This window comes from Enterobacter sp. BNK-22, from assembly GCF_048684805.1.
GTDB lineage: Bacteria > Pseudomonadota > Gammaproteobacteria > Enterobacterales > Enterobacteriaceae > Enterobacter > Enterobacter quasiroggenkampii.
Map to the genome: position 1 here is coordinate 1,867,826 of NZ_JBLQTT010000001.1, position 22,328 is coordinate 1,890,153.

The window sequence follows — 22,328 nt, forward strand, 5'->3', positions numbered from 1 at the left end:
TTTCCCCCCGCCACAGCGGGGGGTTCTCTCTTACTTCGCCGCGTTATTCATCACCGCATTGAATTTATCAACAGGACAGAAGCCGTTCGCATCCACCGGGCAGCCCTTCAGCTCCAGCGTCACGCGCTGTGCCGGAGACTGCAGCGACAGCACGCTGGCGTTGCGCAACTGCTCTGAGCTCTGGTAGACATACTCAATTTTCATCAGCTCCTGGTTGGCATTTTTGTCATGCCAGCGCTGGAAGACAATCTTGCCGCCGATCGGGGTACGTTCCTGCTGATCGTGCAGCTGATACGGTTTGAAATCGAGGGCGGTGAGCAGGGAAGCAATGTTCGAATCATGCCCCACCAGTAGGGTGATTTTCGGCGCTTTCGCCTGGTCGGTAACCAGCGTTTTATCGATATATTTCACCAGCGGTTTCGCCACGTTTTGCGCCACCTCGGTGGAGGTAAACAGCGAGTCCTGATAGCCGTTCTTCAGCTTCGACAGCACGCGCCACTGCTGGTCGGTTTTGATTTCTCCCCAGGCGACCTGGTCGGCCGGGAAGCCTTCGTAATACTGCAGCGTGAACGCATCCACCAGCGAGTTGCCCACCTTCAGCGGCCCGGATACGCCAGGCTCTTTTTCATAGTCGGCGCTGAAGGTATCTTTCGCATCCGCCAGCGAGCAGACCTTTTTCTCTTTGCAGGACGGCGAGTCGGCGTAGTTCGTCATCTGCTCCAGCAGCTTATAGCTTTCGCCAAGCTGCATTTTCTGCCGTTCCGCCTCCATCGCCTTGAGCGCTTTTTCGCGGAATTCCGGCGAATTATCGGTGATCACCGGATTAAATGTCGGATCCATGGTGCCCATTTTTTCCTGATGGTGCACGGGCACATCGCAGCCCGGGAACGCGCCGGTGATAAAGAATTGCGCAGTGGCGACGGTGCGCTGCAGGCTGTTAGCATAGGCGTAAACGCTCTCCGCCGGTGGACATTCTCCCGTCTTCACCATCCCCTGCTGCGCCAGCCACTCGCGCATGTAATGGCCCATATAGACCTCCAGCACGCCCCCTTTGGTTGTGAGCTGGCCGCCCGGCACCTCCCACTCCGGCCACTGCTTCGGCGTGGACTGCTCCAGCACGCTGCCGTTGTTAGCCAGCGGCGCACGCAGGTTATGGCGACTCATGATTAAAACTTGCTCCAGCTGATACCCTTCCGGCGTCTCTTGCGCCTGCACGCCAAACGTTGCTGAAATGGAACCGGCGACTGCCAGCGCGAGTAGTGCTTTTCTCATCCCTAATTCCTCACTCGTTTTAAAATGTCGCGCTCAGTGTGACAGATTCGTCACAATTTTCCGGGAAGCATTTCTCAAACTGATGATTAACGTGCTTACGGCGTGTACGGATTAGTTTTATAATAAAACCATACCCCACCGGAGAATTCGCTGTGAAACGTACCCGCCTTGAAGAGAGCACCTGCCCCGTCGCCCGTTCGCTGGATATCATCGGCGACTGGTGGTCGCTGCTGATCGTCCGCGACGCGCTCCGCGGGATTAAACGCTTCGGCGAGTTTCAGAAAAGCCTCGGTATCGCGAAAAACATGCTGACCACGCGGCTCAAGCTGCTGGTGGACGAAGGCATTCTCCGGCTTCAGCCCGCCTCCGACGGCAGCGCCTGGCAGGAATACGTCCTGACCGACAAGGGACGCGCCCTGCAAACCGTGCTGGTTGCCCTGTCCCAGTGGGGCAATGAATTTTTGTTCGCGGAAAACGAATGCGGCACCGTGCTGGTCGATAGCGAACAGCGCAAACCCCTGCGTAAACTGGCGCTTATCGCCGACGATGGCCGCGAACTGACGCCTGAAGAGATCGTGGCTAAACTCCCCTCCTGACCGTTCCCGACGGCAAAAGCACAAAATGATCGCTAATATGGTTGCATTATAAAACCAAATAGCCGAGAGTTAATTCAGTTTCATATTGAAACCAAATAACCCACTTTGCCTGAGGTAATGCACGATGACTACGCAAATCACCACCGCCCTGATTACGGGTGCCTCTTCCGGGATCGGTGCCGTCTATGCCGATCGCCTTGCCGCGCGCGGTGCTAACCTGGTCCTGGTCGCCCGCCGCGAGGATCGCCTGAAAGCCCTCGCCGCCGACCTGCGCGCACGCTATGGCGTGGCCGTCGATATTCTGGTGGCCGATCTCACCGATGAAGCCGGGATCCGGGCGGTGGAAGATGAACTGCGCAGCAATACCGCCATTGATACGCTGATTAACAACGCGGGCACCGCGCAGATGGCACCGTTCCTCGCGGGCGAGGTGGCGCAGCATCAGGCCATTAACACCCTGAACACCACGGCGCTGATGCGTCTGACCTACGCCATCCTGCCGCGCCTGGCACAGAACAATCGCGGCACGCTGATCAATATCGCGTCCGTGCTGGCGCTGCACGTCCGGGCGGGCAGCGCACTCTACAGCGCCACCAAGGCGTGGGTATTGAGCTTTACCCGTGGGCTACAGGAAGAATTTGCCGACAGCAGCGTGCGCATTCAGGCCGTACTGCCCGCCGCTACCGCAACGGAGATCTGGAGCCATTCAGGCGTCACGGTGGACGATCTGCCGGAAGGATCGGTAATGACCACCGACGATATGGTGGATGCGTCGCTGGTGGGTCTGGATCAGGGCGAACCGATCACCATCCCGCCGATGCATGATGCAGGCCTGTGGGACCGCTACGAAGCGGCGCGCCTTGAGCTGTTTAGCAGCGCGCGCACCGGCATCCCGGCACCGCGCTACGTAAAACAGTAGCCTAACGCTGAAGCTGGTCGCCGTACTCGCTCATCCAGGCGGCCAGCGGCGAGAGCGCATCCTGCAGGGTTAACCCCAGCCCGGTAATCTGATACTCCACGCGCGGCGGGATCTCCGGATAAACCGTCCGCGTCACCAGCCCGCGCTGTTCAAACAGACGCAGCTGCTTCGTCAGCTCTTTCTGGGTGATGGGGGCAGCCGCCCGCAGCAGGTCGCCAAAGCGGACAGGCGTGTTAATCACAATAAGACGATAGAGGATCGGGATTGCCCATTTGCCGGAAATCAGGTTTACAAACTGCGTCATCGGGCAGGTATAGGCCTCAGATTTTTTTTCACAGCACTCCTCCAGCATTTCTGCCATAGCACACCTCTTGCCTCTTTAGTATCCATTTGGTACCTAGTTTCCTTTCGATACTAACGTTTCTATAGTGCTTTCTCCAGTGACATTTCAGGAGAAGAACATGGGTCGTTTAACCGATAAGTATACGTTGATTACCGGCGGCACCAGCGGTATCGGTCTCGCCACCGCGCAGGCATTTATCGCCGAAGGGGCGCGCGTCGCCGTGACCGGACGCAACCCGGACACCCTCGCCGAAGCAGAGCGCATTCTGGGCGATAAGGCCTGGGTGATCCCAACCGATGCGGGCGATATCGCGTCGCAAAAAGCGCTGGCGGCAACCCTCGCCGCCCGCTGGCCACGTCTGGACGCGGTCTTTCTCAACGCCGGCGACGTGACGCACGCGCCGCTGGAAGCCTGGCAGGAAGAGTCCTGGGACCGTCTGATGAACATCAACCTGAAGGGACCGTTCTTTTTAATCCAGGCGCTGCTGCCGCTGCTGAATAACCCGTCGTCGGTTATCCTCTGCGGTTCCGTGAGCGCGCGCATCGGCCTGCCCACCAGCAGCGTGTATGCCGCGAGCAAGGCCGCCCTGCTGTCGCTGGCGCGCACGCTGTCGGCAGAGCTGCTGCCGCGCGGGATCCGCGTCAACGGCCTGAGCCCCGGTCCGGTGGAAACCCCGGCCTTTACGAAAACGGGCTTAAGCGAAGAGGCGCTTAACGCAATGATGGCGGAGATCATCAAGCTGGTGCCGCTGGGCAGAATGGGCTCGACGACGGAGCTGGCAAAAGCCGCGCTCTATCTCGCCTCCGACGAGTCGAGCTACACGGTAGGAACGGAACTGCTGGTGGACGGCGGTATGGGGAGCCTGTAACTCAAAAGGCGCTGATGCCGGTGACGATGCCGACATACAGCGCCGCCCATACGGCGGCAGAGGCCAGGCTCACGCCGTAAACTTTCACCACGTTCAGCCTGAGCATGCCTGCCGCCAGCGGCACGATGTAGCGCAGTACCGCCAGGAAGCGCGCGGTGAACAGCACCAGCACCCCGTTTTTTTGTAGCTGATGCTGCACCCGCAGAAATTTACCGGCGTGTTTTGCCGTGAAGCGGGTCATCCAGCGCGTGTGCCCCATCCGCTGCCCTAAGTGGTAGTTCAGCGCCGAGCCCGCCGTTGCCCCCATCACCACGGCCAGCCACGCCAGGGCAGGATGCATGCTTGCCTGGCTGACGGTAATGCCCGCCAGCAGCATGACCGAGGCGGGCGGCAACACGGAGGAGATCAGCACCGTCGACTTGCTCAGCGCCATCATAAATAACAGCGCGAACAGATGTGCCGGATACAGCGCAAAATGATTCAGCAGATTATCAAGCCACGCCATTTTCCCCTCCCCCGTTAATTATTTAATTCTCCATTTAAAATGAATAACCTTAAATAAACCCTCAACATTCTATTAATAATATTCTCCTAAACCGTTCTTAAACATTTTTTAAATTCCTGAGCGGCAATGTTAAATAAGCGTATTATTCCTCTCGTTTTACAACGATCTCGTTATGGCGAGGCTCCTGTACAAATACACGTTATCGCTCTGGTAGGTTCGAGAGAATCGACACAGGGTAAAACAGGCACTGTCGAATCAAGGCTTTGTCAGTATAACTTCCCTCGCGGGATACGGTGTACAGTGCTGAACCCAGGACGTGGGGATCTCCTCTTCGACATGCCCTGTCTTGCTCGCCCCTGAGAGATTTTATTATTCAAAGGGAATTCACTATGTCTTACGCTATTCACAACCAAAACCAGGCATTCAATGACAGCGCGATCGCGCAATATATGAATACCGATTTTATCGTCCTCGATATGGCATTATGCGTGGCGCTGGCGCGCGAGCAATTCTTCGAAAAATTAAAAGACGATGATATTCCGTCGCATATTTTTATCGAAGACCATGGCCGCCTGGCGGGGATGGTTGCCGTGCGCAAATTGCTGCAGACCACCGATACGGTGCAGCCGGTGAAGTCGCTGATGATTTCGCAGTTTTTGCAGGTCAAACCGGAGGATGAACGTGCCGATGTTGCCGGACTGCTGGCGCACGGCGGCGCGGATGTGGTGCCCGTGGTCACCCACGGCAAGCTCGTCGGCTGCCTGACCGAGCGCGAAATCGCCCATCTGCTGGAAGATGACGTCACCGAAGATGCTCAGCTTCAGGGGGCGACGCTCCCCCTGGAGAAGCCTTATCTGGAGACCAGCCCGTATAGCCTGTGGAAAAAACGCTCCGTCTGGCTGCTGCTGCTGTTTGTCGCCGAAGCCTACACCAGCTCGGTTATTCAGCATTTTGAAGAGGCGCTAGAGTCCGCCATCGCGCTGGCGTTCTTCATTCCGCTGCTGATCGGCACGGGCGGCAACAGCGGGACGCAGATCACCTCCACCCTGGTGCGCGCCATGGCGCTGGGGGAAGTGCGTCTGCGCGACGTGGGCCGCGTGCTGCGTAAAGAGATGACCACCTCGCTGATGATTGCCGCCACGCTGGGTCTTGCCGGGTGCATCCGCGCCTGGATGATGGGAATAGGACTGGAAATAACGCTCATCGTCAGCCTGACGCTGGTCTGCATTACGCTGTGGAGCGCCATTGTCTCGTCCGTCATTCCAATGGTGCTCAAGCGCTGCGGCATTGACCCAGCGGTCGTCTCCGCACCGTTTATCGCGACGCTTATCGACGGTACCGGGCTGATTATCTACTTTAAGATCGCGCAATATACGCTGGGGCTGGAGTGAACGATCGCGCGCCTCAACCTCCCACTGGAGGTTGAACACACCTTACTGACGAACTGAGCGGTCAGTTCGTCTTTATAAATTCCGGAACGTATTGCTCTGCTTGCGAAAAGCATAACTAAAGCGAGATAGTAACCCTGTTTTCGTCGGACGAATGGACAGGGATATGTGGCAGACGCGAGCGGTAGAACTGAATACCCAGGCTTACTGGGACTGGAATAAAACCGGTGAACTGGTGGAGTGGGCTGTAGCCCATGGCTTCAATACCCTCATTGTCGGGCAGGCTGACCTCTTTAATCTGCTTGCCACACCGAAAGGGTATACGCCACATCACTATAATGACCGCTTATCCAGCCAGCAGCGGGCGCGCTGCGTTTATCTCAACCGCCTGGGCCAGCTGTGCCGACGTCAGGGGCTGCGATTTTACCTTCAGGCCAAAGAGCTCAACTTTCCAACCGATCTCTTGCTTTCCCATCCGCACCTGTTTGATCCCAACCAGGGTGTACGCTTCGACGTGGACTTCTGGTGCAGTTACCTTGCGGATAAGATTTCGCAGATCTGCCAGCGCATTCCGTCTCTCAGCGGCCTGATGATTGCGATTTCTAGTACCGACGGATTGCTGCCAGTTTCACGCCCGAGTTGGGAGCAGCCATCAACGGAAAAACCCGCCCCGTTACAACGCGAAGATCGCAGCTTCATGATTTATAGCTGCTGCTTCACTGCCCTCTCCCGCGTGATGCAGCAGGAAAATAAACATCTGGTGCTGCGTGTATTTCCGGCGGATAACCACGATCTTGGCAACGTGCTGGAGGCCATCCGTCCCTTACCGGCGAGCGTCAGCGTCTCGATCAAGCTCACCCCCGAACGTTTCTGGCCATCCTTTCCTAATAACCCCGCACTGCTGGAGGTTCGGGAGCGCGAGGTCTGGACAGAGATCGACCTGGTCGGGGAAGAGGTTGGCTGGGGCATCTTTCCATTCCCGCGTATTGATGAACTCCAGGGGCGGTTGCTCTGGTGTCGCAGTAACCCGGCCATCACTGGCGCGGTATGCAAAGTGAGCTGGGAAAGTCTGGATAACCACTGGATCATGGGTACGCTCAGCGAATGCAATCTGGTGGCCTGCAGCAGAATGCTAAGCAACGAGGGGACAACGCTGACGAAAGCGCAGCTGATGACCGACTGGCTACACGAAAGCTATGGCTGGCAACCCGACGAGCAGATCTTTGAGACATTTTGTTCCCTGCTTGAACAAGCGGGACAGGTGTTATACAGCGCTATTTATGTCCGCAAGCACGTTTTCCATCGTCACAGCCAGGTACCCGAAAGCTATGGCCAGGCGGTGTGGAGCCTTTACGGCCAGCTAAACCGCAATTACTGGCTGCCCGGCTCAGAACGGACAATCACCTTCGATCGCAACGATCCACAAACGTCCGCCGCTTGCCTGTCACGTATCGCAAGGGAGAAAGACGAGGCGGGCAACGCTGCCGCCGCGCTTCAGGAAGCGGCACTGCATTTCGTAAAACGCGCCGCGTTTCCCCGCTCGCTTGAACGTCGCTGGTATGAAGAGTGGCAGGGCTTTACCCTCTATTGTCGTCTCTTTTTACATGCGCAAAAGGCGTTCTTTACGCTGCGCTATGCCCGTGAGGTCGAGAACAGCTGGAGTATGCAGGAGATTAGCCATATCAATATTCAGGAGCTTTATCGATGCGCCTGTGAAATGGAGGATTACTGCCAGAAACACGCTGACGCCTCACCCGGTTTGCATGTGTTATTTGATGCCTCGCGGGTACGTGCGCTGGCTGACAGTCTGAGCCATGAATTAACGTCGCTGAGAGGGCGTTCATAACCCCTCACCCGCGTACCTGGCAACCACGATTTCTCTTTTTTGCAACACCCTTTCGGTCTGAAAAAACGCGAAATGTGACAATTTTCAATAATTAATTGTCCTCCAGAAATCAAACGTGAAGTGCTTCACCGATACGTCAAGAAGTACCGTTTCTGCGTACTCCGGCGAAGGTAAAAACGCGTTAAATCCTGGTCATCATGTTGATGAACAGGAATGACGATGAAAATTTCTTTAGACAATGCGCCACTCGATCGCAGTGGCAATACGGTACTGACGGCGCAACTGCAACAGCTTATCGATGAGATAGCCTCCGCCGGGGGCGGAACGCTGGTCGTGACGCCCGGCATCTGGCTCACCGGTACGCTGGTTTTACCCTCTCATTTTACCCTGCATCTGGAAGCCGGTGCCTACCTGCGCGCCAGCGCAAACCCTGCCGATTACCAGCATACGGAGACGGTGACGCTCGCAGAAATGTCAAATATGGCGCTCCTTTACGCCCGTGGCGGGCAGCACATCACCCTGAGTGGAGAAGGAAAAATTGATGGAGACGCCGCAAGCTGGTTTTCATCAGAGGCGGATGACCAGGGCTATCGCCAGCCTAAATCACAGCGCCCGCGACTGGTGGTGTTTGAAGGCTGCGAACAGGTACGCCTGCAGGATATTACCCTGCATAACTCGCCGATGTGGACCGCTCACCTGGTGAGCTGCAACCACGTTTTTGTCCGGAACATCACCATTGATAATGACCTGGCGCTCGCCAACACCGATGCGCTCGATATCGACAGTTGCCAGCACGTCCATATCAGCGACAGCTACTTCAGCGCCGCCGACGACGGGATTTGCCTGAAAACCACCCGGAAACCCGCGCCGCTACAGCAGCCCATTCGTAACGTAACGGTGAACAACTGTATTGTGCGTTCCAAAAGCTGCGCCATCAAAATCGGTACGGAAACCTTTGCCGATATCGAGAACATCACCGTCAGCAACTGCACGATTTTTGAGTCCAACCGGGGGATTGGGCTGGTCTCACGCGATGGGGGGCGTTTTCAACGGCTGGTGTTCAGTAATATTCTGTTTGACTGCCGTCACGGCCATCCCTGTCACTGGGGAAAAGCCGATCCGATCTATATTTCGGTACGCCACCGTGCGCCAGAGGTTCAGCCTGGCACCATCGAAAACGTCATTTTCAGTAACCTTGCAGGCCACGCTGAAGGCGCGATTAACCTGCACAGCGACACGCCGGGCAACATTCGCGACGTCATGTTTAATGGTCTCTGCGTTGAACAATGCCTCAGCGACTCGCAGGAACAAGGCTTCTACGATATTCGTCCGCCGTGCAACCCCGCGCGTCCCACCGGAATGGGGCTGGACAACGCCTACAACATCAATCCGTCTACCGGCCGTGCGCATGGGGTAGAGCCCTACCCTGGCGGTATGCCCATTTTTTACGCCAACGGCGTAAGCGGGCTGCGGCTCTGCGCCACGCACCTCTGCCGACCGGTGCCCTTGCCTGCAGGCTGGAACGCGGAAAAAACCGTCCTGCTTAACGTTCAGAACCTCATCACCGACTCCGCCTGTGCATAAAGGTGGAACCTTTGGACGACTTCGTCACTGGGGATAAAAATGATAAAAAAAGTACGTGAAATAAAGCTGCATAACTACGTTTGTTATGGTCTTGCTGATGTAATAGGCTCTGGCGCGTTCACGCTGGTGAGCGCATGGTTACTCTTCTTCCTGACCACCTTCTGCGGCTTAACGCCGATTGAAGCAGGCTCGCTGTTTGCCGTGGCGCGCATTGTCGACGTCATCATGTGTCCGCTGATGGGCTATGTCTCCGATAACTTCCATAAAACCCGGCTGGGCCGTCGTTTTGGTCGTCGCCGCTTCTTCTTGTTGGTCAGTATTCCACTGGTGTCGGTCTACAGCCTGCTGTGGGTAGAGGGGTTTAACTACTGGATCTATCTGCTGGTCTATATTCTGTTCGAAATCGTCTATTCGATGATTATTATCCCTTACGATACGCTCTCCGCAGAAATGACCTCCGATTTTAGCAAGCGTTCGAAGCTGACCAGCGCCCGTATGTATATCGCCCAACTGGCGGGATTTGCCGCCGCCTTTCTGCCGGGACGTCTGGTGGCTTATTTTGGTTCAGACTCCGCAGATTCGTTCTTTTATGCCGGCGCGATCTTCACGCTCTCATTTATGGTCGTCCTGTTCTTTGTCTACTTCGGTACCTGGGAACGCTCGCTTGATGAGATAGAGCAATGCGAGCGTCACGTTGACGAGGGGGAAAAGCAGCCGCTCCTCGCCCGCGTTCACGCCATCTGCTACGACTTCCTGTCCACGCTGAAAATAAAAACCTTCCGCTCGCACCTGGGGATGTATCTGGGCGGCTCCGTTGCCCAGGATATCTTCAATTCGGTATTCACCTACTTTGTCGTCTTCGCCCTGATAACCTCCCCGGTCGTTGCCTCCAACCTCCTGGCGACCATCAACGGCATGCAGTTCTTTGGCGTCGGTGTAGCAACCTGGCTCACGCTGCGTTTCTCACCCTCACGCGCGTTCGCCACCCAGGCAACACTCGCTCTTCTCGCTTTTCTCCTTTTCGGCGCGGCATGGGTAAACGGTTCTACCAGTATGGCCCTGCTCTATCTGACGGCAGGGATTGCGGGTCTGGCGCGCGGGGGGATCTACGCGATCCCGTGGAACAACTACACCTTTGTGGCGGACGTGGATGAAATCCTTACCTGCAGCCGCCGCGAAGGGATCTTTGCTGGCTTTATGAGCCTGTTGCGTAAAGCCTCCCAGGCGCTGTCAATCTTCCTGGTCGGCGTTGCGTTGCAACTCTCCGGCTTCGTTTCAGGGCAGAGCCACCAGCCGGGAACGGCCATCACAATGATCGTGATTATCATGATTGCGCTCCCCGTTGTGCTCACGCTCTGGGGGATATGGTCGGCCTTCCAGTTCAAGGTGAACAGCCGTACTCATGCCATCCTTAACGACGAGGTTGCACGCCTCAAACGTGGCGAAAAGAAAGACGCTGTCAGCGCTGAAAACAGAGCCGTGATTGAAAGTCTTACCGGCTTACCTTACGAGCAGTGCTGGGGGCAGAACACGGTGGGCCACGTCAATCGTAGCCAGATGAAATCCCGTTCGACCGTACAACTGAAAAATGCCTGATGTTCCGGGCGGGTAACCGTGCCCGCCCGGCAGGAAGAAGAGAACAACATGACTGAACATAACCTGGTGATGCAACAAGGGATATGGGCGCGGATAGGATTACCCCGGGAGCTTAGCTGGGGATTCATCGGTGTTTTTTTATTTATAACCGGAGCGACCATCGAACAAAGCTGGCTGGCTTCACTTTTGCAGCAGCGGGGCTTTGATCCTGTTGAAATTAGCCTGCTCTCATCCATCTTCGGCCTGTGCGTTGCCGCTGTCTCCTGGTTTTCCGGTATCGGAGCAGGCGTGCTGGGGGTGCGCCGGCTGATGTGGATCGCGACGGTGGTCTATTTTATCGGCTCGGTGCCCTTTATTTTTGTTGCCCTCCCCCAGAATAACTATCCGCTCATGGTCGCAACCTACGCGCTACGCGGGGTGGCTTACCCGCTGTTTGCCTACTCGTTTCTGGTATGGATAAACCAGCGCTGCGAAAGCCGTATTTTAGGCCGTGCGGTCTCCTGGTTCTGGATAGCCTTCGGTGTCGGAATGACAATTGTTGGCCCGTGGTACTCCAGCATGATGCTGGCCCGCATGGGCGAAACGGGCACGCTGTTGAGCGGCTTCGCGTTTGTTCTTTGCGGCGGGTTTTGCGCACTGGTCCTCAACCAGGACCGGCCCGTTTTCAGGGACGGTTATCCGCTGAGAACAGCGCTTCTGGAGGGGATTATCGTCCTGGTGCGAGAGCCGAAAATGCGTCTGGCGGTCGTGGTGAAAACCATCAATGACATCGGTAAATTTTCGCTGGTGATCCTGATGCCGGTCTATTTACCGCAATTTGGCTTTAGCATTGCCGAGTGGCTAACAGTCTGGGGCCTGGTCAATATTGTGAATATTTTCGCCAGCTATCTGTTTGGCTGGCTGGGCGATTGCCTGGGCTGGCGAAAAACGGTGATGTGGTTTTCCGGTACGCTATGCGGCGTAGCCTCCATCGCGGTGTGTTATGCCCCCGTGCTGTTTGGCCACAGCACCCTCGCCCTGTTTCTGGCGCTCGCCCTTTACGCTATCGGCCTGGGGGCGTTTGGCCCGCTGAGCGCCCTGATCCCCTCGCTGCTGCCGGAAAACAAAGGGGCGGCGATCTCCTGTCTCAACCTTGGTTCCGGGCTAAGCAATTTCGCCGGCCCCTTCATCGTCACCGTGTGCGTCGCGCCATTGGGTGTGGAAGGGACATTGTGGGTGATAGCCGTCCTTTATTTCGCCGCCAGCCTGATGACGGTACCGCTGCGCCTACCGGAAACGGCGGCACGGCCGAACGCTTAAGCCGTTTCATCGCCTGCCAGTTTTTTTACCGCTCGCCCAAACGCCTCGATTGCCAGAGCGACATCCTCAGCCATTACCGATTCCGCCGGATGGTGGCTGACCCCGCCCCTGCAGCGCACAAACAGCATCCCCACCGGCCAGCGTTCCGCCAGGGCGATGGTGTCATGCCCGGCGCCGCTGGGCAGGGATAACGAGCGCCCCTGCACCGATTCAACGGCGTCGCCCAGCAGGTGCTGCAAACGCGCATCGCACGGCGTGGCGGCGATCCGGTAAAACTCCTCGGCGCTGAAGCTCAGCCCGCGACGCGCGGCAATCGCCTGCGCCTGCGCCAGCAGCTCAGCGAGCAGCGCGTCAAGCGGGGCATCCTGCGGGCCGCGAATATCCAGCGAGAGCGCAACCTCGCCGGGGATGACGTTGACCGCACCGGGCAGGCAGCGCAGTTCACCGACCGTCGCCACCCGGTTGCCGCCCTGCTGTCGGGTGGTGTTTTCAATCAGCACCATCCATTCGGCGGCGGCGGCCAGGGCATCCTTGCGGTGATGCATCGGCACAGTACCCGCGTGCCCGGCCTCGCCGGTGAAGCGGCAGTTGAGGCGGCGCGCGCCGTTAATGGCTTCCACCACGCCCAGCGCCAGCCCTTCCTGCTCCAGACACGGACCCTGTTCGATATGCAGTTCCAGGCAGGCGCTAAAATCGTCCTGATGACGTGCCGCGAGCGCCACGCGGGCAGGATCGAGCCCCGCCTGCACCATCGCCTGCGCCACGCTGATGCCCTGAGCATCACACGTCTCCAGCCAGCCCTGCGGCCAGGTGCCCGTCAGCCCCCGGCTGCCTAGCAGGGTGATCCCAAAACGGGTTCCCTCTTCGTCACCAAAGCCGACAATCTCTATGGCCTGCGCCAGATGCACACCCTGCTGGTGCAGGCTATCCACCACTTCGATGGCGGTAAGCACCCCGAGCATGCCGTCGTAGCGCCCGGCGTTGCGTACGGTGTCCAGATGCGAGCCAAGCAGCACCGCCTGGGCCCCCTCCTGCGCGCCTTCGTAGCGTCCACAGATATTGCCCACGCTGTCCTGCCAGACGGTCATGCCCGCCTGGCGCATCCACTCCCCGACCAGCTGGTTGGCCTGCAGATGCTGCGTGGAGAGATACACCCTTGTCAGCGCATCCGGGGTTTCGCTGATGGCGGCCAGCGCGTCGGCGCGCGCCATCACCCGTTCTGCCGCCGGGCTCATTGCGGCGTCTCGCGGCGATAGTGGTCCCACGCGGCCTGCATGGCGGCCCCCTGCGTGGTGGTAAATTTGAGGTAGTTCAGCACCGACTCCAGCGCGCTCAGGGTGGTCATCACGCAGTCCTTGCGCGCGTTATAGCCCATGGTGCCAATGCGCCACACTTTGCCGTGCAGCGGGCCAAACGAGGTGCCGATTTCAATCCCGAAATCCTCCAGCATCAGCTTACGCACCTGGTCGCCGTTGACGCCCTGCGGTATCACCACGCCCAGCACGTTGTTCATCTTGTGCTTCAGGTCGCCGAAGGTCTCCAGCCCCATCGCCTGAATCCCCTTAAGCAGCGCATCGCCGTGCAGCTTATGACGCGCGATGCCGTTATCCAGCCCTTCCTGCAGGATCAGCCGCGCGCATTCGCGGGCGCCAAACAGCGCGGTGGTGGCTTCGGTGTGGTGGTTCAGCCGCTCCGGCCCCCAGTAGTCCATCACCATGCCGAGATCGAAGTAGTTGGAGTAGATCATCTCCTCGTCGCCGTCGCGGTGTGCGTCGGTGCGAATGCCCTCCTCCACGCACTTGCGGCGGCGGATCGCCTCTTCCATCCGCGCGCTCAGGGTGATCGGCGACGTGCCCGACGGGCCGCCGAGGCATTTCTGCATCCCGGCCGAGACGGCATCCAGCCCCCAGGCGTCGGTCTCCAGCGCGTTACCGCCGAGCGACGCGGTGGCGTCGGTGTAAAACAGCACGTCGTAGCGGCGGCAGATCGCGCCCAGCTCCGCGAGCGGCTGCAGCATGGTGGTGGAGGTGTCGCCCTGCACGGTCAGCAGCAGGCGCGGACGAATACGTTTTATCGCATCCTCGACCTGGTCCGGGGTAAACACCTCGCCCCACGGCACCTCGATGGTATGCACCTCTGCACGGCAGCGGCGGGCAATTTCGCACAGCAGGTGGCCAAAGCGGCCAAAGACCGGCACCAGCACCTTATCTCCCGGTCGAATGGCGGAAACCAGAATGGCTTCAATTCCCGCGCGGGAGGTGCCGTCCACCAGCATCGTCCAGCGGTTTTCGGTGCGGAATACGCCGCGATAGAGCGCCATCACCTCGTTCATGTAGTGGGTCATGGCCGGATCGTACTGGCCGATCAGCTGGCTCGACATGGCGCGCAGCACGCGCGGGTCAGCGTTGATCGGGCCCGGGCCCATCAGCAGGCGCTGCGGCGGGTTGATTTGCGGAAAGTGTGCGATATCCATTGTTCAGTCCTTATCAGTTGAGGCCGCGCACGGAGGAGATGAACTGCTTCAGTTCCGTGGTCTGCGGGTTGGCGAACAGCGTTTTGCTGTCGCCCTGCTCCCAGACTTTCCCCTGGTGCATAAACACCACGCGGTCGCCCACTTCGCGGGCAAAATTCATTTCATGGGTAACCAGTATGAGCGTCATCCCCTCGGCCGCCAGTTGCTCCAGCACTTTGAGCACTTCACCCACCAGCTCCGGATCCAGCGCGGAGGTGATCTCGTCGCAGAGTAACACTTTCGGCGACATCGCCAGCGCGCGGGCTATCGCCACGCGCTGCTGCTGGCCGCCGGAGAGACTCGACGGGTAGTAATCCAGACGATCGCCAAGGCCAACCTTCTCCAGCATCTGCTGCGCCAGCGCCCGGCATTCGGCGGCGCTTTTTTCAGCACCCGACGCGGGGCGAGCATCACGTTCTCCAGCGCCGTCATGTGCGGGAACAGGTTGAAGCTCTGGAACACCATCCCCACAGAGCGGCTGATTTCACGCGCCTGGGAATCCCGGTCGGTAATGGTCATGCCCCCCAGCTTGATACTGCCGTCCTGATAGCCTTCCAGGCCGTTAATGCAGCGCAGCAGCGTGCTTTTGCCCGATCCGCTGCGCCCGATGATGGAGATCACCTGGCCCATGTCGATATCCAGATCGACGCCCTTGAGCACGTGGTTATCGCCGTAGTACTTCTGCACCTGATTAATGGTGATGAGAGGCATTGAATTTCGTCTCCAGATAGCGGCTGTAGCGCGACAGCGGATAACACAGAATAAAGTAGCCGAGCGCCACCAGCGCAAAGACCTTAAACGGCTGATAGGTCACGTTGGTCAGCATGGTCCCGGCCTTGGTCAACTCGACAAAACCGATAATCGATGCCAGCGCGGTGCCTTTGATCACCTGCACGGCAAAGCCGACCGTCGGCGCAATGCCGATGCGCAGCGCCTGCGGGGCGACCACGCGAAACAGGGTCTGGCCGAAGGTCAGCCCCAGGCAGCGCGAGGCTTCCCACTGCCCCTTCGGTAAAGCACGAATGCTGCCGTACCAGATATCGAGCAGAAATGCGCTGGTGTAGAACGTCAGCGCCAGCGAGGCGGCGGTCCACGGCGAAACGTCGATGCCGAACAGCGCCACGCCGAAGAAGGCCAGGAACAGCTGCATCAGCAGCGGCGTGCCCTGAAACAGCTCAATATAGCCGCGGATAATGCGCTTCACCGCGCGCCCGCCCGTCAGGCGCAGCAGCAGGAGCGGCAGCGTTACCACCGCCCCGCCGACGAACGCCACCAGCGACAGCAGCACCGTCCAGCGTCCGGCCAGCAGCAGGTTGCGAATAATGTCCCAGTCGGTAAAGGTGGTCATCATGCCTGCACACCCAGCCATTTGCGTCCTGCCGCCATCATCAGCTGGCGCAGGGTAATCGACAGCGCTAAGTAAATCCCGGTGGTCACCAGATAGACCTCAAAGCTCAAAAACGTTCTGGACTGGATCAGGTTGGCGGCGAAGGTCAGCTCTTCATAGGAGACCTGCGACACCACCGACGAGCCGAGCATCACGATGATGCACTGGCTCACCAGCGCCGGGTAAATGCGCTGCAGCGCGGGCGGCAGCACCACGCGGATAAAGGTCTGCAGGCGGGTCAGCCCCAGCACGCGACCGGCCTCCCACTGCCCTTTCGGCGTGACCTGAATGCCCGCGCGAATAATCTCGGTGCTGTAGGCGCCCAGGTTGACCACCATGGCCAGCAGCGCCGCTTCCCCCGCCGTCATCTTCAGCCCCAGGTTCGGCAGGCCGAAGACGATGAAAAACAGCTGCACCACAAACGGCGTGTTGCGGATGATCTCCACATACCCGCCCCAAATCCGGCTGTACCAGGTGGTGCGTCCGCTGCGGATCGCTGCCCCGACAATCCCTGTTGCCAGCCCGCCGACGGTGGCCATCACCGTCAGCTGAATAGTGACCCACAGCCCGGCCAGCAGCTCCGGCCAGTGCGGCCAGAGGGCGGAAAAATCAAGTTGCTCAGTCATCGGCTCAGGCGCCAAGGTTTGCCGGCAGCGGGGCCTTCAGCCATTGCTCAGACAGACCGTTCAGCGTGCCGTCCTTAATGCCCTGCTCGATCAGCGCGTCCACTTTTGCCTTCAGGGCCGGTTCGTTTTTCTTCAGGCCAATGAAGCACGGCGAGTCTTTCAGCATAAAGCTCGGCACCGGGGCTTTCGCCGCGTTCTGGCGCGAAATGGCCGCCACCACGAGATTGCCGGTCGCCACGTACTGCACCTGGCCGGACAGATATGCCGACAGCGTGGTGTTGTTGTCTTCGTAGCGCTTCACATCCGCGTCTTTCGGCGCCAGGCCGGTCAGCACCATGTCCTCCACCGCCCCGCGCGTCACGCCGATGGTTTTTCCGCTGAGCGCGGCGGCATCCTTCAGTTCAGCCCCTTTCGGGCCAAACACGCCGAGGAAGAACGGCGCGTAGGCGCGGCTGAAGTCGATTACCTTCTCGCGCTCCGGGTTTTTACCGAGGCTGGAAATGACCAGATCCACCTTGTCGGTTTGCAGGTACGGCACGCGGTTGGCGCTGGTCACCGGCACCAGCTGCAGCTTGAGCTTCATCTGTTTAGCCAGATAGCGCGCCATGTCGATGTCATAGCCCTGCGGCTGCAGATCGGTTCCCACCGAGCCAAACGGCGGGAAATCCTGCGGAACGGCGATGCGAATTGTGCCGCGTTTCTCAATATCCTGAAGCTGGTCAGCCTTTGCCGGCAGCTGTGTGAAGAGGCATGCTGCCCCGGCCAGTGCAATCAACAATTTTTTCATGGTGCTTCCCCGTAACGTTAACATGAAACAAAAGATTCTTTGAATGTGATTTTGCAACTAATGTGCCAGGTCAGGCGAAACGGGGGATATTGTCATAAAGCCTGATAAATCGGGGAATGGCGAAAAGGAGGCGCTCTTTTACGCCCCGTCTGATTGCACTGTTTTAATGCAAAGCACCAGCCTGATGCCCCATTATCGCTGTTCCAGCTCGTCCAGCTGCTGGTAGAGGGAGGCAATCTCGTGAATGCGCGGGCGGCCTTTATCGAGAATGTCATGCAGGAAGGCGTTCGCCAGCAGGTTGATCAGACTGTTGACCGACGAATAGCTGTCATAGGCGGAGACGCTGTCCAGCGGGGTGCAGAGCTGCCAGCTCGCCAGCGGGAACAGGCTGTGGGCTTGCGGCTCGCACATCAGCAGCACCGGAATACCGCTACTCTGAAGCTGCTGCATCAGCGGGCGAATGATGCGCGGGCGACGGCGAAAGGCCATCATCACCACCAAATCGTCCGGCGTTAAGTCCACCAGCTCCTCGCTCAGGCTCTGCCCCGGCTGCGGCAGCACCAGCACCTGACCGCGCGCCTGCAGAAGCTGCTGGCGCAGGTGCAGCGCCGCCGGATAGGCGTTACGCATGCCGATAATGACGATCCGGCGCGCCCTGACCATGCAGGCCATGGCGTCGGCAAACTGCTGCGCGTCGAGGGCATTGACCCACTGGGTCAGGTTTGCCATCTCTTGCTTATAGTGGCGCGCCAGCAGCGTATTACCCTGCACCGCGTCGCGATTGTCGGTGAGAGGCATCCCGCTCTGGCGCAGGGTGCGCAGCTCTTCGCGCATGTCCTTATATTTCTCATAGCCCAGACGCTTAAACAGACGGCTCACCGTGGCTTTTGATACCCCGCTCAGCTGCGCCAGCTCGGCGCTGTTGTAGCTAATGAGGTCGTCAAAATGATCGAAAATAAAATCCGCCACCCGCTGCTCCTGCGGCGACAATGACGCGTATTGTGCTTTCAGTCGTTCATCAAGCTGTTCCATAACGCCTCTGTAACGTTTGTTTCATCTCATGCTCATTATTCATTAAGCATGCCAGCTTCTGCGGCAACTGGCATGAAACTTTTTATTCAGAACTGGAACAGCTTTTGCAGCACCTTGTGACTTTCAGGGTTACGAGGACTCTTCATGCAAAGTAATGTCTCCACACACGGTATGGCGGTTGCGCCCCACCACCTCGCCAGCCAGAGCGCGCTGGCGGTGCTGCGCGAAGGCGGCAGCGCCATCGAAGCGATGGTCGCGGCGGCGGCCACCATCGCCGTGGTCTATCCGCATATGAACGGACTGGGCGGCGATGGCTTCTGGCTTATTGTGCCCCCGGAAGGCGATCCCATCGCCATCGATGCCAGCGGCGCGGCGGGATCGCGCGCGACGCTGGCCGCCTACGACGGGCTCACGCAGATCCCCCATCGTGGCCCCCGTGCGGCGCTGACCGTCGCCGGAACCGTCAGCGGATGGGACGAGGCGCTGAAGGTCTCGCGCGAGATGACCGGCAAGGCGCTGCCGCTGGCCCGCCTGCTGGCCGACGCTATTGACTATGCGCAAAACGGCACGCCGGTCACGGCCTCTCAGGCCCACGCCACGGCCAGTAAATTCGACGAACTGAAGGACGTTCCCGGCTTCGCGGAAACCTGGCTGGTGGACGGCAAGCCGCCGCAGGTCGGGAGCCGCTTTTACCAGCCCGCCATGGCCACGACCCTGACGCGCCTGGTGCAGGACGGTCTGGACAGCTTTTATCGCGGTCCGCTGGCGGAAGTCCTGGCTCAGGGCATGGAGACGCTGGGCCTGCCCGTGACGTGGGCCGATCTCAACGCGCACGCCGCCCGACGCACCGTGCCGCTGAAGCTCAAGCATCAGCAGGGAGAGATCTTTAACCATGCCCCGCCGACGCAGGGACTGGTCTCGCTGGCGATACTCGGCATTACCGATCGCCTGAACATGGCGGAGGCCGACGATGCCGACACCCTTCACCGTATCGTGGAAGCCACCAAGCTGGCCTTTGGCCTGCGCGATGCCCACATCACCGACCCGCGCGCACTGAAAACCGATGTTCAGCAACTGCTGGATCCCGCCGCCCTGCAGGCGCTTGCCGACAGGGTTGACGACGGACGCGCGGCGCCGTGGGGAACCGGAAAAGGTCCCGGCGATACGGTGTGGATGGGGGTGATGGACAGCAGCGGGCTTGCCGTGTCGTTTATCCAGAGCCTTTATCACGAGTTCGGCAGCGGCGTGGTGCTGCCCGATACCGGCATCGTCTGGCAGAACCGCGGCGCATCCTTCAGCCTCGATCCCGCCCATCTTCTGGCCCTCGCGCCGGGCAAACAGCCGTTCCACACCCTGAACCCGGCGGCGGCGCGTCTGAAGGACGGACGCGTGATGGTGTATGGATCGATGGGCGGTGACGGACAGCCGCAAACCCAGGCTGCGCTCTTTACCCGCTACGTTGTTCAGGGCGTCCCCCTGCAGGAGAGCATTACCCGCCCGCGCTGGCTGCTGGGACGTACCTGGGGACAAACCTCGGACACCCTAAAGCTTGAAGGACGTTTTTCACCCGAGACGGTCGCGCGCCTGCAGGCACTCGGCCACGAGGTGGAGCTTTTCCCTGACTTTAGTGAAGCCATGGGTCACGCGGGCGCGATTGTCCGCCACCCCAACGGGCTGTTCGAAGGGGCATTTGACCCGCGCAGCAACGGCACAGCCGCCGGATTCTGAGGAGAAAACAATGACGACACACCAACCCGACTCGCAGGCGTACCTGGCGCAGATGGAAACCGTACTCGGCGTTGAGCTGGATGACGCCCGCCGCGCCGAGCTGCAGCTGCAGTTCAGCCGCATTGCCAGCATGGCCGCCCCGCTGATGGCGCTGCCGCTCGACGACCGTCTGGAGATTGCAGGAGTGTATAAAGCATGACGCTACACGAGATGAGTATCAGCGCGATCCAGCAGGCGCTGAGCGCGGGAGAGCTGAGCGCCCACGAGATCGCCCAACAGACGCTGGAGGCGATTGCGCGCGTTAACCCGCGGATCAACGCCTGGACCACCGTGACGGAAGCACGCATGCTCGCCGAAGCCGATAATATTGATACCCTGCGACGGGAAAAGCGTCCCCTGCCGCCGCTGGCGGGTGTGTCTTATGCGGTGAAAAACCTGTTCGACGTTGCCGGTCACACCACCCTCGCCGGGGCCGAGCTGTTCAGCCAGCGCCCTGCCGCCGCGGCTGACGGCTTTGCGGTACGCCAGCTGCGCAGCGCGGGCGGGCTACTGACCGGGATGGTCAATATGGACGCCTACGCCTACGGCTTTACCACCGAGAACAGCCACTACGGCACGACGCGTAACCCGCACGACCTGGCGCGCATTGCGGGCGGGTCGTCCGGCGGGTCAGCGGCCGCGGTGGCTGCCGGGCTGGTGCACTTTTCACTCGGCACCGACACCAACGGGTCGATTCGCGTTCCGGCCTCCCTGTGCGGCATCTACGGCCTGAAGCCCACCTTTGGCCGCCTGTCGCGCGCCGGAAGCCATCCGTTTGTCCCGAGTCTGGATCATATCGGCCCCTTCGCCCGCCGCGTGTGTGACCTGGCGTCCGTGTATGACGCCCTGCAGGGACGGGACACCAGCGACGGTTTTCAGGCAGAGAGCTCGCGGGAGCAGACGCGCCCCCTGCTCGATCGCGGGCTTGACGGCCTGCGCTGCGCGGTACTCGGCGGCTACTTCACCACCTGGTGCGACACGGACGCCAGAGACGCCGTGGCGCGGGTGGCGAAGGCGCTCGACGTGCAGGATGAACTACAGTTCCCGGACGCCGAGCTGGCGCGTTCGGCGGCGTTTATCATCAGCGCCGCCGAAGGGGGAAATCAGTACCTGCCCGCGCTTCGCCAGGAGCCGGCGCGTTTTGAACCGCACTCCCGCGAACGCCTGCTGGCCGGGGCGATGATCCCCTCCGCCTGGTACATTCAGGCCCAGCGGTTTCGCGCTCACGCCCGGCAGGCATTCAAAACCTTATTCGCGCAGGCCGACGTGCTGATCGCCCCGGCCACCCCGCGCAGCGCGACGCTGGCGGGCGAGCAAACCATGGAAATTAACGGTCAGCCGCTGCCCATTCGCGCCAGCATGGGGATGCTGACCCAGCCAATTTCGTTTTTGGGCCTGCCCGTGACCACCGTTCCGCTGCGCACCGCGCAGGGCGCGCCCATCGGCCTGCAGCTGATTGCCGCGCCGTTTAACGAGCAGGCCTGCCTGCGCGTCGCGCGGGTTCTGGAGGAGAGCGGCATCACCGATGCCCGTCCGGCGGAGATAGCAGCATGATGAATCACGATGACATTAACCTCCCGTGGGTGGTTGCCGAGGTGACGGCCGCGTTTTACCGCTATGAGGACGCGCTGGTGAGCAACAACGTTGCGGTGCTGGACGAGCTGTTCTGGCACGACAAAAACACGGTGCGGCTGGGGGCGGGGGAAAACCTGTACGGAATTGATGAAATCCGCGCCTTTCGCGCGGCGCGCCCCGCCGCCGGGCTGCAGCGGACGCTGCGCCACACCGTCATCACCACCTTCGGGGAGGATTATGCCGTGTGCAGCACCGAGTTTACCCGGGAGAGCACAGAACGCATTGGCCGCCAGCAGCAGACGTGGGTGCGGTTTGCCTACGGGTGGCGCATCGTGGCGGCGCAGGTGAGTTTGATGGTGTAACGCTGAAAAACCTGCCCGGTGGCGCTGCGCTTACCGGGCCTACGATGTCCCGTATGCCCTGTGG

21 protein-coding genes, 1 pseudogene and 1 riboswitch are annotated in these 22,328 nt (G+C 59.7%); of the genes and pseudogenes, 12 read left to right on the forward strand and 10 right to left on the reverse strand.

Annotation, left to right across the window (positions count from 1 at the left end; all coding sequences use genetic code 11):
- Positions 1-30 precede the first annotated feature (30 nt).
- A complete protein-coding gene (gene agp, locus ACMGGE_RS08870; RefSeq protein ID WP_104948910.1) occupies positions 31-1,272 on the reverse strand; it encodes a bifunctional glucose-1-phosphatase/inositol phosphatase in 1,242 nt (413 codons plus the stop codon).
- A gap of 152 nt (positions 1,273-1,424) precedes the next feature.
- Here agp and ACMGGE_RS08875 point away from each other — a divergent pair, with 152 nt between their 5' ends.
- Together ACMGGE_RS08875 and ACMGGE_RS08880 are read left to right on the forward strand one after the other, a co-directional pair.
- A complete protein-coding gene (locus ACMGGE_RS08875; RefSeq protein ID WP_045908316.1) occupies positions 1,425-1,868 on the forward strand; it encodes a winged helix-turn-helix transcriptional regulator in 444 nt (147 codons plus the stop codon).
- 124 nt (positions 1,869-1,992) lie between these two features.
- Complete coding sequence (locus tag ACMGGE_RS08880) at positions 1,993-2,787, forward strand: SDR family NAD(P)-dependent oxidoreductase (protein ID WP_420293667.1); 795 nt, start codon at positions 1,993-1,995, stop codon at positions 2,785-2,787.
- A 1-nt stretch (position 2,788) separates the two neighbouring features.
- On the opposite strand, the gene ACMGGE_RS08885 is transcribed toward ACMGGE_RS08880, so the two are convergent.
- Positions 2,789-3,148, reverse strand: a complete 360-nt coding sequence (locus ACMGGE_RS08885; RefSeq protein WP_063621345.1) for a winged helix-turn-helix transcriptional regulator — start codon at positions 3,146-3,148, stop codon at positions 2,789-2,791.
- 100 nt (positions 3,149-3,248) lie between these two features.
- On the opposite strand from ACMGGE_RS08885, the gene ACMGGE_RS08890 reads away from it, so the two are divergent.
- Positions 3,249-3,998 (forward strand): SDR family oxidoreductase, encoded by a 750-nt coding sequence (locus ACMGGE_RS08890; RefSeq protein ID WP_048222450.1) that lies wholly within the window; start codon positions 3,249-3,251, stop codon positions 3,996-3,998.
- A gap of 1 nt (position 3,999) precedes the next feature.
- On the opposite strand, the gene ACMGGE_RS08895 is transcribed toward ACMGGE_RS08890, so the two are convergent.
- Positions 4,000-4,503, reverse strand: a complete 504-nt coding sequence (locus ACMGGE_RS08895; protein WP_048222448.1) for a DedA family protein — start codon at positions 4,501-4,503, stop codon at positions 4,000-4,002.
- 159 nt (positions 4,504-4,662) lie between these two features.
- Positions 4,663-4,832, forward strand: a riboswitch (M-box (ykoK) riboswitch).
- A 60-nt stretch (positions 4,833-4,892) separates the two neighbouring features.
- Between ACMGGE_RS08895 and ACMGGE_RS08900 the strand changes: the two genes are divergently transcribed.
- The 5 genes from ACMGGE_RS08900 (at position 4,893) to ACMGGE_RS08920 (ending at position 12,216) form a co-directional block, all read left to right on the forward strand.
- On the forward strand, positions 4,893-5,894 hold the full coding sequence (locus ACMGGE_RS08900) for a magnesium transporter (protein ID WP_395299952.1): 1,002 nt from the start codon (positions 4,893-4,895) through the stop codon (positions 5,892-5,894).
- A 163-nt stretch (positions 5,895-6,057) separates the two neighbouring features.
- Positions 6,058-7,737 carry a hypothetical protein gene (locus tag ACMGGE_RS08905; RefSeq protein ID WP_420293668.1) on the forward strand — a complete coding sequence of 560 codons (1,680 nt, stop codon included), beginning with the start codon at positions 6,058-6,060 and terminating at the stop codon, positions 7,735-7,737.
- Positions 7,738-7,956: 219 nt separating this feature from the next.
- Positions 7,957-9,321, forward strand: a complete 1,365-nt coding sequence (locus ACMGGE_RS08910) for a glycoside hydrolase family 28 protein (protein ID WP_420293669.1) — start codon at positions 7,957-7,959, stop codon at positions 9,319-9,321.
- A 39-nt stretch (positions 9,322-9,360) separates the two neighbouring features.
- Positions 9,361-10,917, forward strand: a complete 1,557-nt coding sequence (locus ACMGGE_RS08915; protein WP_420293670.1) for an MFS transporter — start codon at positions 9,361-9,363, stop codon at positions 10,915-10,917.
- A gap of 48 nt (positions 10,918-10,965) precedes the next feature.
- On the forward strand, positions 10,966-12,216 hold the full coding sequence (locus ACMGGE_RS08920) for an MFS transporter (protein WP_414454982.1): 1,251 nt from the start codon (positions 10,966-10,968) through the stop codon (positions 12,214-12,216).
- On the opposite strand, the gene hpxK is transcribed toward ACMGGE_RS08920, so the two are convergent.
- From hpxK to hpxU, 7 genes and pseudogenes are all read right to left on the reverse strand, one after another.
- On the reverse strand, positions 12,213-13,451 hold the full coding sequence (gene hpxK / locus ACMGGE_RS08925; RefSeq protein WP_262777148.1) for an allantoate amidohydrolase: 1,239 nt from the start codon (positions 13,449-13,451) through the stop codon (positions 12,213-12,215). The two genes, ACMGGE_RS08920 and hpxK, sit on opposite strands and share 4 nt — an antisense overlap.
- Complete coding sequence (locus ACMGGE_RS08930) at positions 13,448-14,689, reverse strand: pyridoxal-phosphate-dependent aminotransferase family protein (RefSeq protein WP_048027317.1); 1,242 nt, start codon at positions 14,687-14,689, stop codon at positions 13,448-13,450. Before ACMGGE_RS08930 ends, hpxK begins: the two co-directional genes overlap by 4 nt.
- 13 nt (positions 14,690-14,702) lie before the next feature.
- Positions 14,703-15,439, reverse strand: a pseudogene (locus ACMGGE_RS08935) (amino acid ABC transporter ATP-binding protein).
- Positions 15,420-16,076 (reverse strand): amino acid ABC transporter permease, encoded by a 657-nt coding sequence (locus ACMGGE_RS08940; protein WP_420294184.1) that lies wholly within the window; start codon positions 16,074-16,076, stop codon positions 15,420-15,422. The pseudogene ACMGGE_RS08935 and the gene ACMGGE_RS08940 overlap by 20 nt, the downstream one beginning before the upstream one ends.
- Positions 16,076-16,741 carry an amino acid ABC transporter permease gene (locus ACMGGE_RS08945; protein WP_048027626.1) on the reverse strand — a complete coding sequence of 222 codons (666 nt, stop codon included), beginning with the start codon at positions 16,739-16,741 and terminating at the stop codon, positions 16,076-16,078. Before ACMGGE_RS08945 ends, ACMGGE_RS08940 begins: the two co-directional genes overlap by 1 nt.
- A 4-nt stretch (positions 16,742-16,745) precedes the next feature.
- On the reverse strand, positions 16,746-17,528 hold the full coding sequence (locus ACMGGE_RS08950) for a transporter substrate-binding domain-containing protein (protein ID WP_008499846.1): 783 nt from the start codon (positions 17,526-17,528) through the stop codon (positions 16,746-16,748).
- Between the two features lie 192 nt (positions 17,529-17,720).
- On the reverse strand, positions 17,721-18,560 hold the full coding sequence (hpxU, locus tag ACMGGE_RS08955) for a MurR/RpiR family transcriptional regulator HpxU (protein WP_048027314.1): 840 nt from the start codon (positions 18,558-18,560) through the stop codon (positions 17,721-17,723).
- Positions 18,561-18,704: 144 nt separating this feature from the next.
- Here hpxU and hpxW point away from each other — a divergent pair, with 144 nt between their 5' ends.
- The 4 genes from hpxW to hpxZ are packed head-to-tail and all read left to right on the forward strand — an operon-like array spanning position 18,705 to position 22,264.
- Positions 18,705-20,288: an oxamate amidohydrolase gene (gene hpxW, locus ACMGGE_RS08960; RefSeq protein ID WP_420293671.1), complete on the forward strand. Its 1,584-nt coding sequence runs from the start codon at positions 18,705-18,707 to the stop codon at positions 20,286-20,288.
- A gap of 10 nt (positions 20,289-20,298) precedes the next feature.
- On the forward strand, positions 20,299-20,487 hold the full coding sequence (gene hpxX, locus ACMGGE_RS08965; RefSeq protein ID WP_111966953.1) for an oxalurate catabolism protein HpxX: 189 nt from the start codon (positions 20,299-20,301) through the stop codon (positions 20,485-20,487).
- Entirely contained in the window at positions 20,484-21,881 is a 1,398-nt protein-coding gene (locus ACMGGE_RS08970; protein ID WP_111966954.1) for an AtzE family amidohydrolase, read from the forward strand. The genes hpxX and ACMGGE_RS08970 overlap by 4 nt, the downstream gene beginning before the upstream one ends.
- Positions 21,878-22,264, forward strand: a complete 387-nt coding sequence (gene hpxZ, locus ACMGGE_RS08975) for an oxalurate catabolism protein HpxZ (RefSeq protein ID WP_008499851.1) — start codon at positions 21,878-21,880, stop codon at positions 22,262-22,264. The genes ACMGGE_RS08970 and hpxZ overlap by 4 nt, the downstream gene beginning before the upstream one ends.
- Positions 22,265-22,328: the final 64 nt, after the last annotated feature.

What these genes read in the sequence shown, in the direction of transcription:
- agp (WP_104948910.1), bottom strand. Translation starts at nt 1,272, where the DNA reads ATGAGAAAAGCACTACTCGCGCTGGCAGTCGCCGGTTCCATTTCAGCA.
- ACMGGE_RS08880 (WP_420293667.1), top strand. Translation starts at nt 1,993, where the DNA reads ATGACTACGCAAATCACCACCGCCCTGATTACGGGTGCCTCTTCCGGG.
- ACMGGE_RS08885 (WP_063621345.1), bottom strand. Translation starts at nt 3,148, where the DNA reads ATGGCAGAAATGCTGGAGGAGTGCTGTGAAAAAAAATCTGAGGCCTAT.
- ACMGGE_RS08890 (WP_048222450.1), top strand. Translation starts at nt 3,249, where the DNA reads ATGGGTCGTTTAACCGATAAGTATACGTTGATTACCGGCGGCACCAGC.
- ACMGGE_RS08895 (WP_048222448.1), bottom strand. Translation starts at nt 4,503, where the DNA reads ATGGCGTGGCTTGATAATCTGCTGAATCATTTTGCGCTGTATCCGGCA.
- ACMGGE_RS08900 (WP_395299952.1), top strand. Translation starts at nt 4,893, where the DNA reads ATGTCTTACGCTATTCACAACCAAAACCAGGCATTCAATGACAGCGCG.
- ACMGGE_RS08905 (WP_420293668.1), top strand. Translation starts at nt 6,058, where the DNA reads ATGTGGCAGACGCGAGCGGTAGAACTGAATACCCAGGCTTACTGGGAC.
- ACMGGE_RS08910 (WP_420293669.1), top strand. Translation starts at nt 7,957, where the DNA reads ATGAAAATTTCTTTAGACAATGCGCCACTCGATCGCAGTGGCAATACG.
- ACMGGE_RS08915 (WP_420293670.1), top strand. Translation starts at nt 9,361, where the DNA reads ATGATAAAAAAAGTACGTGAAATAAAGCTGCATAACTACGTTTGTTAT.
- ACMGGE_RS08920 (WP_414454982.1), top strand. Translation starts at nt 10,966, where the DNA reads ATGACTGAACATAACCTGGTGATGCAACAAGGGATATGGGCGCGGATA.
- hpxK (WP_262777148.1), bottom strand. Translation starts at nt 13,451, where the DNA reads ATGAGCCCGGCGGCAGAACGGGTGATGGCGCGCGCCGACGCGCTGGCC.
- ACMGGE_RS08930 (WP_048027317.1), bottom strand. Translation starts at nt 14,689, where the DNA reads ATGGATATCGCACACTTTCCGCAAATCAACCCGCCGCAGCGCCTGCTG.
- ACMGGE_RS08940 (WP_420294184.1), bottom strand. Translation starts at nt 16,076, where the DNA reads ATGACCACCTTTACCGACTGGGACATTATTCGCAACCTGCTGCTGGCC.
- ACMGGE_RS08945 (WP_048027626.1), bottom strand. Translation starts at nt 16,741, where the DNA reads ATGACTGAGCAACTTGATTTTTCCGCCCTCTGGCCGCACTGGCCGGAG.
- ACMGGE_RS08950 (WP_008499846.1), bottom strand. Translation starts at nt 17,528, where the DNA reads ATGAAAAAATTGTTGATTGCACTGGCCGGGGCAGCATGCCTCTTCACA.
- hpxU (WP_048027314.1), bottom strand. Translation starts at nt 18,560, where the DNA reads ATGGAACAGCTTGATGAACGACTGAAAGCACAATACGCGTCATTGTCG.
- hpxW (WP_420293671.1), top strand. Translation starts at nt 18,705, where the DNA reads ATGCAAAGTAATGTCTCCACACACGGTATGGCGGTTGCGCCCCACCAC.
- hpxX (WP_111966953.1), top strand. Translation starts at nt 20,299, where the DNA reads ATGACGACACACCAACCCGACTCGCAGGCGTACCTGGCGCAGATGGAA.
- ACMGGE_RS08970 (WP_111966954.1), top strand. Translation starts at nt 20,484, where the DNA reads ATGACGCTACACGAGATGAGTATCAGCGCGATCCAGCAGGCGCTGAGC.
- hpxZ (WP_008499851.1), top strand. Translation starts at nt 21,878, where the DNA reads ATGATGAATCACGATGACATTAACCTCCCGTGGGTGGTTGCCGAGGTG.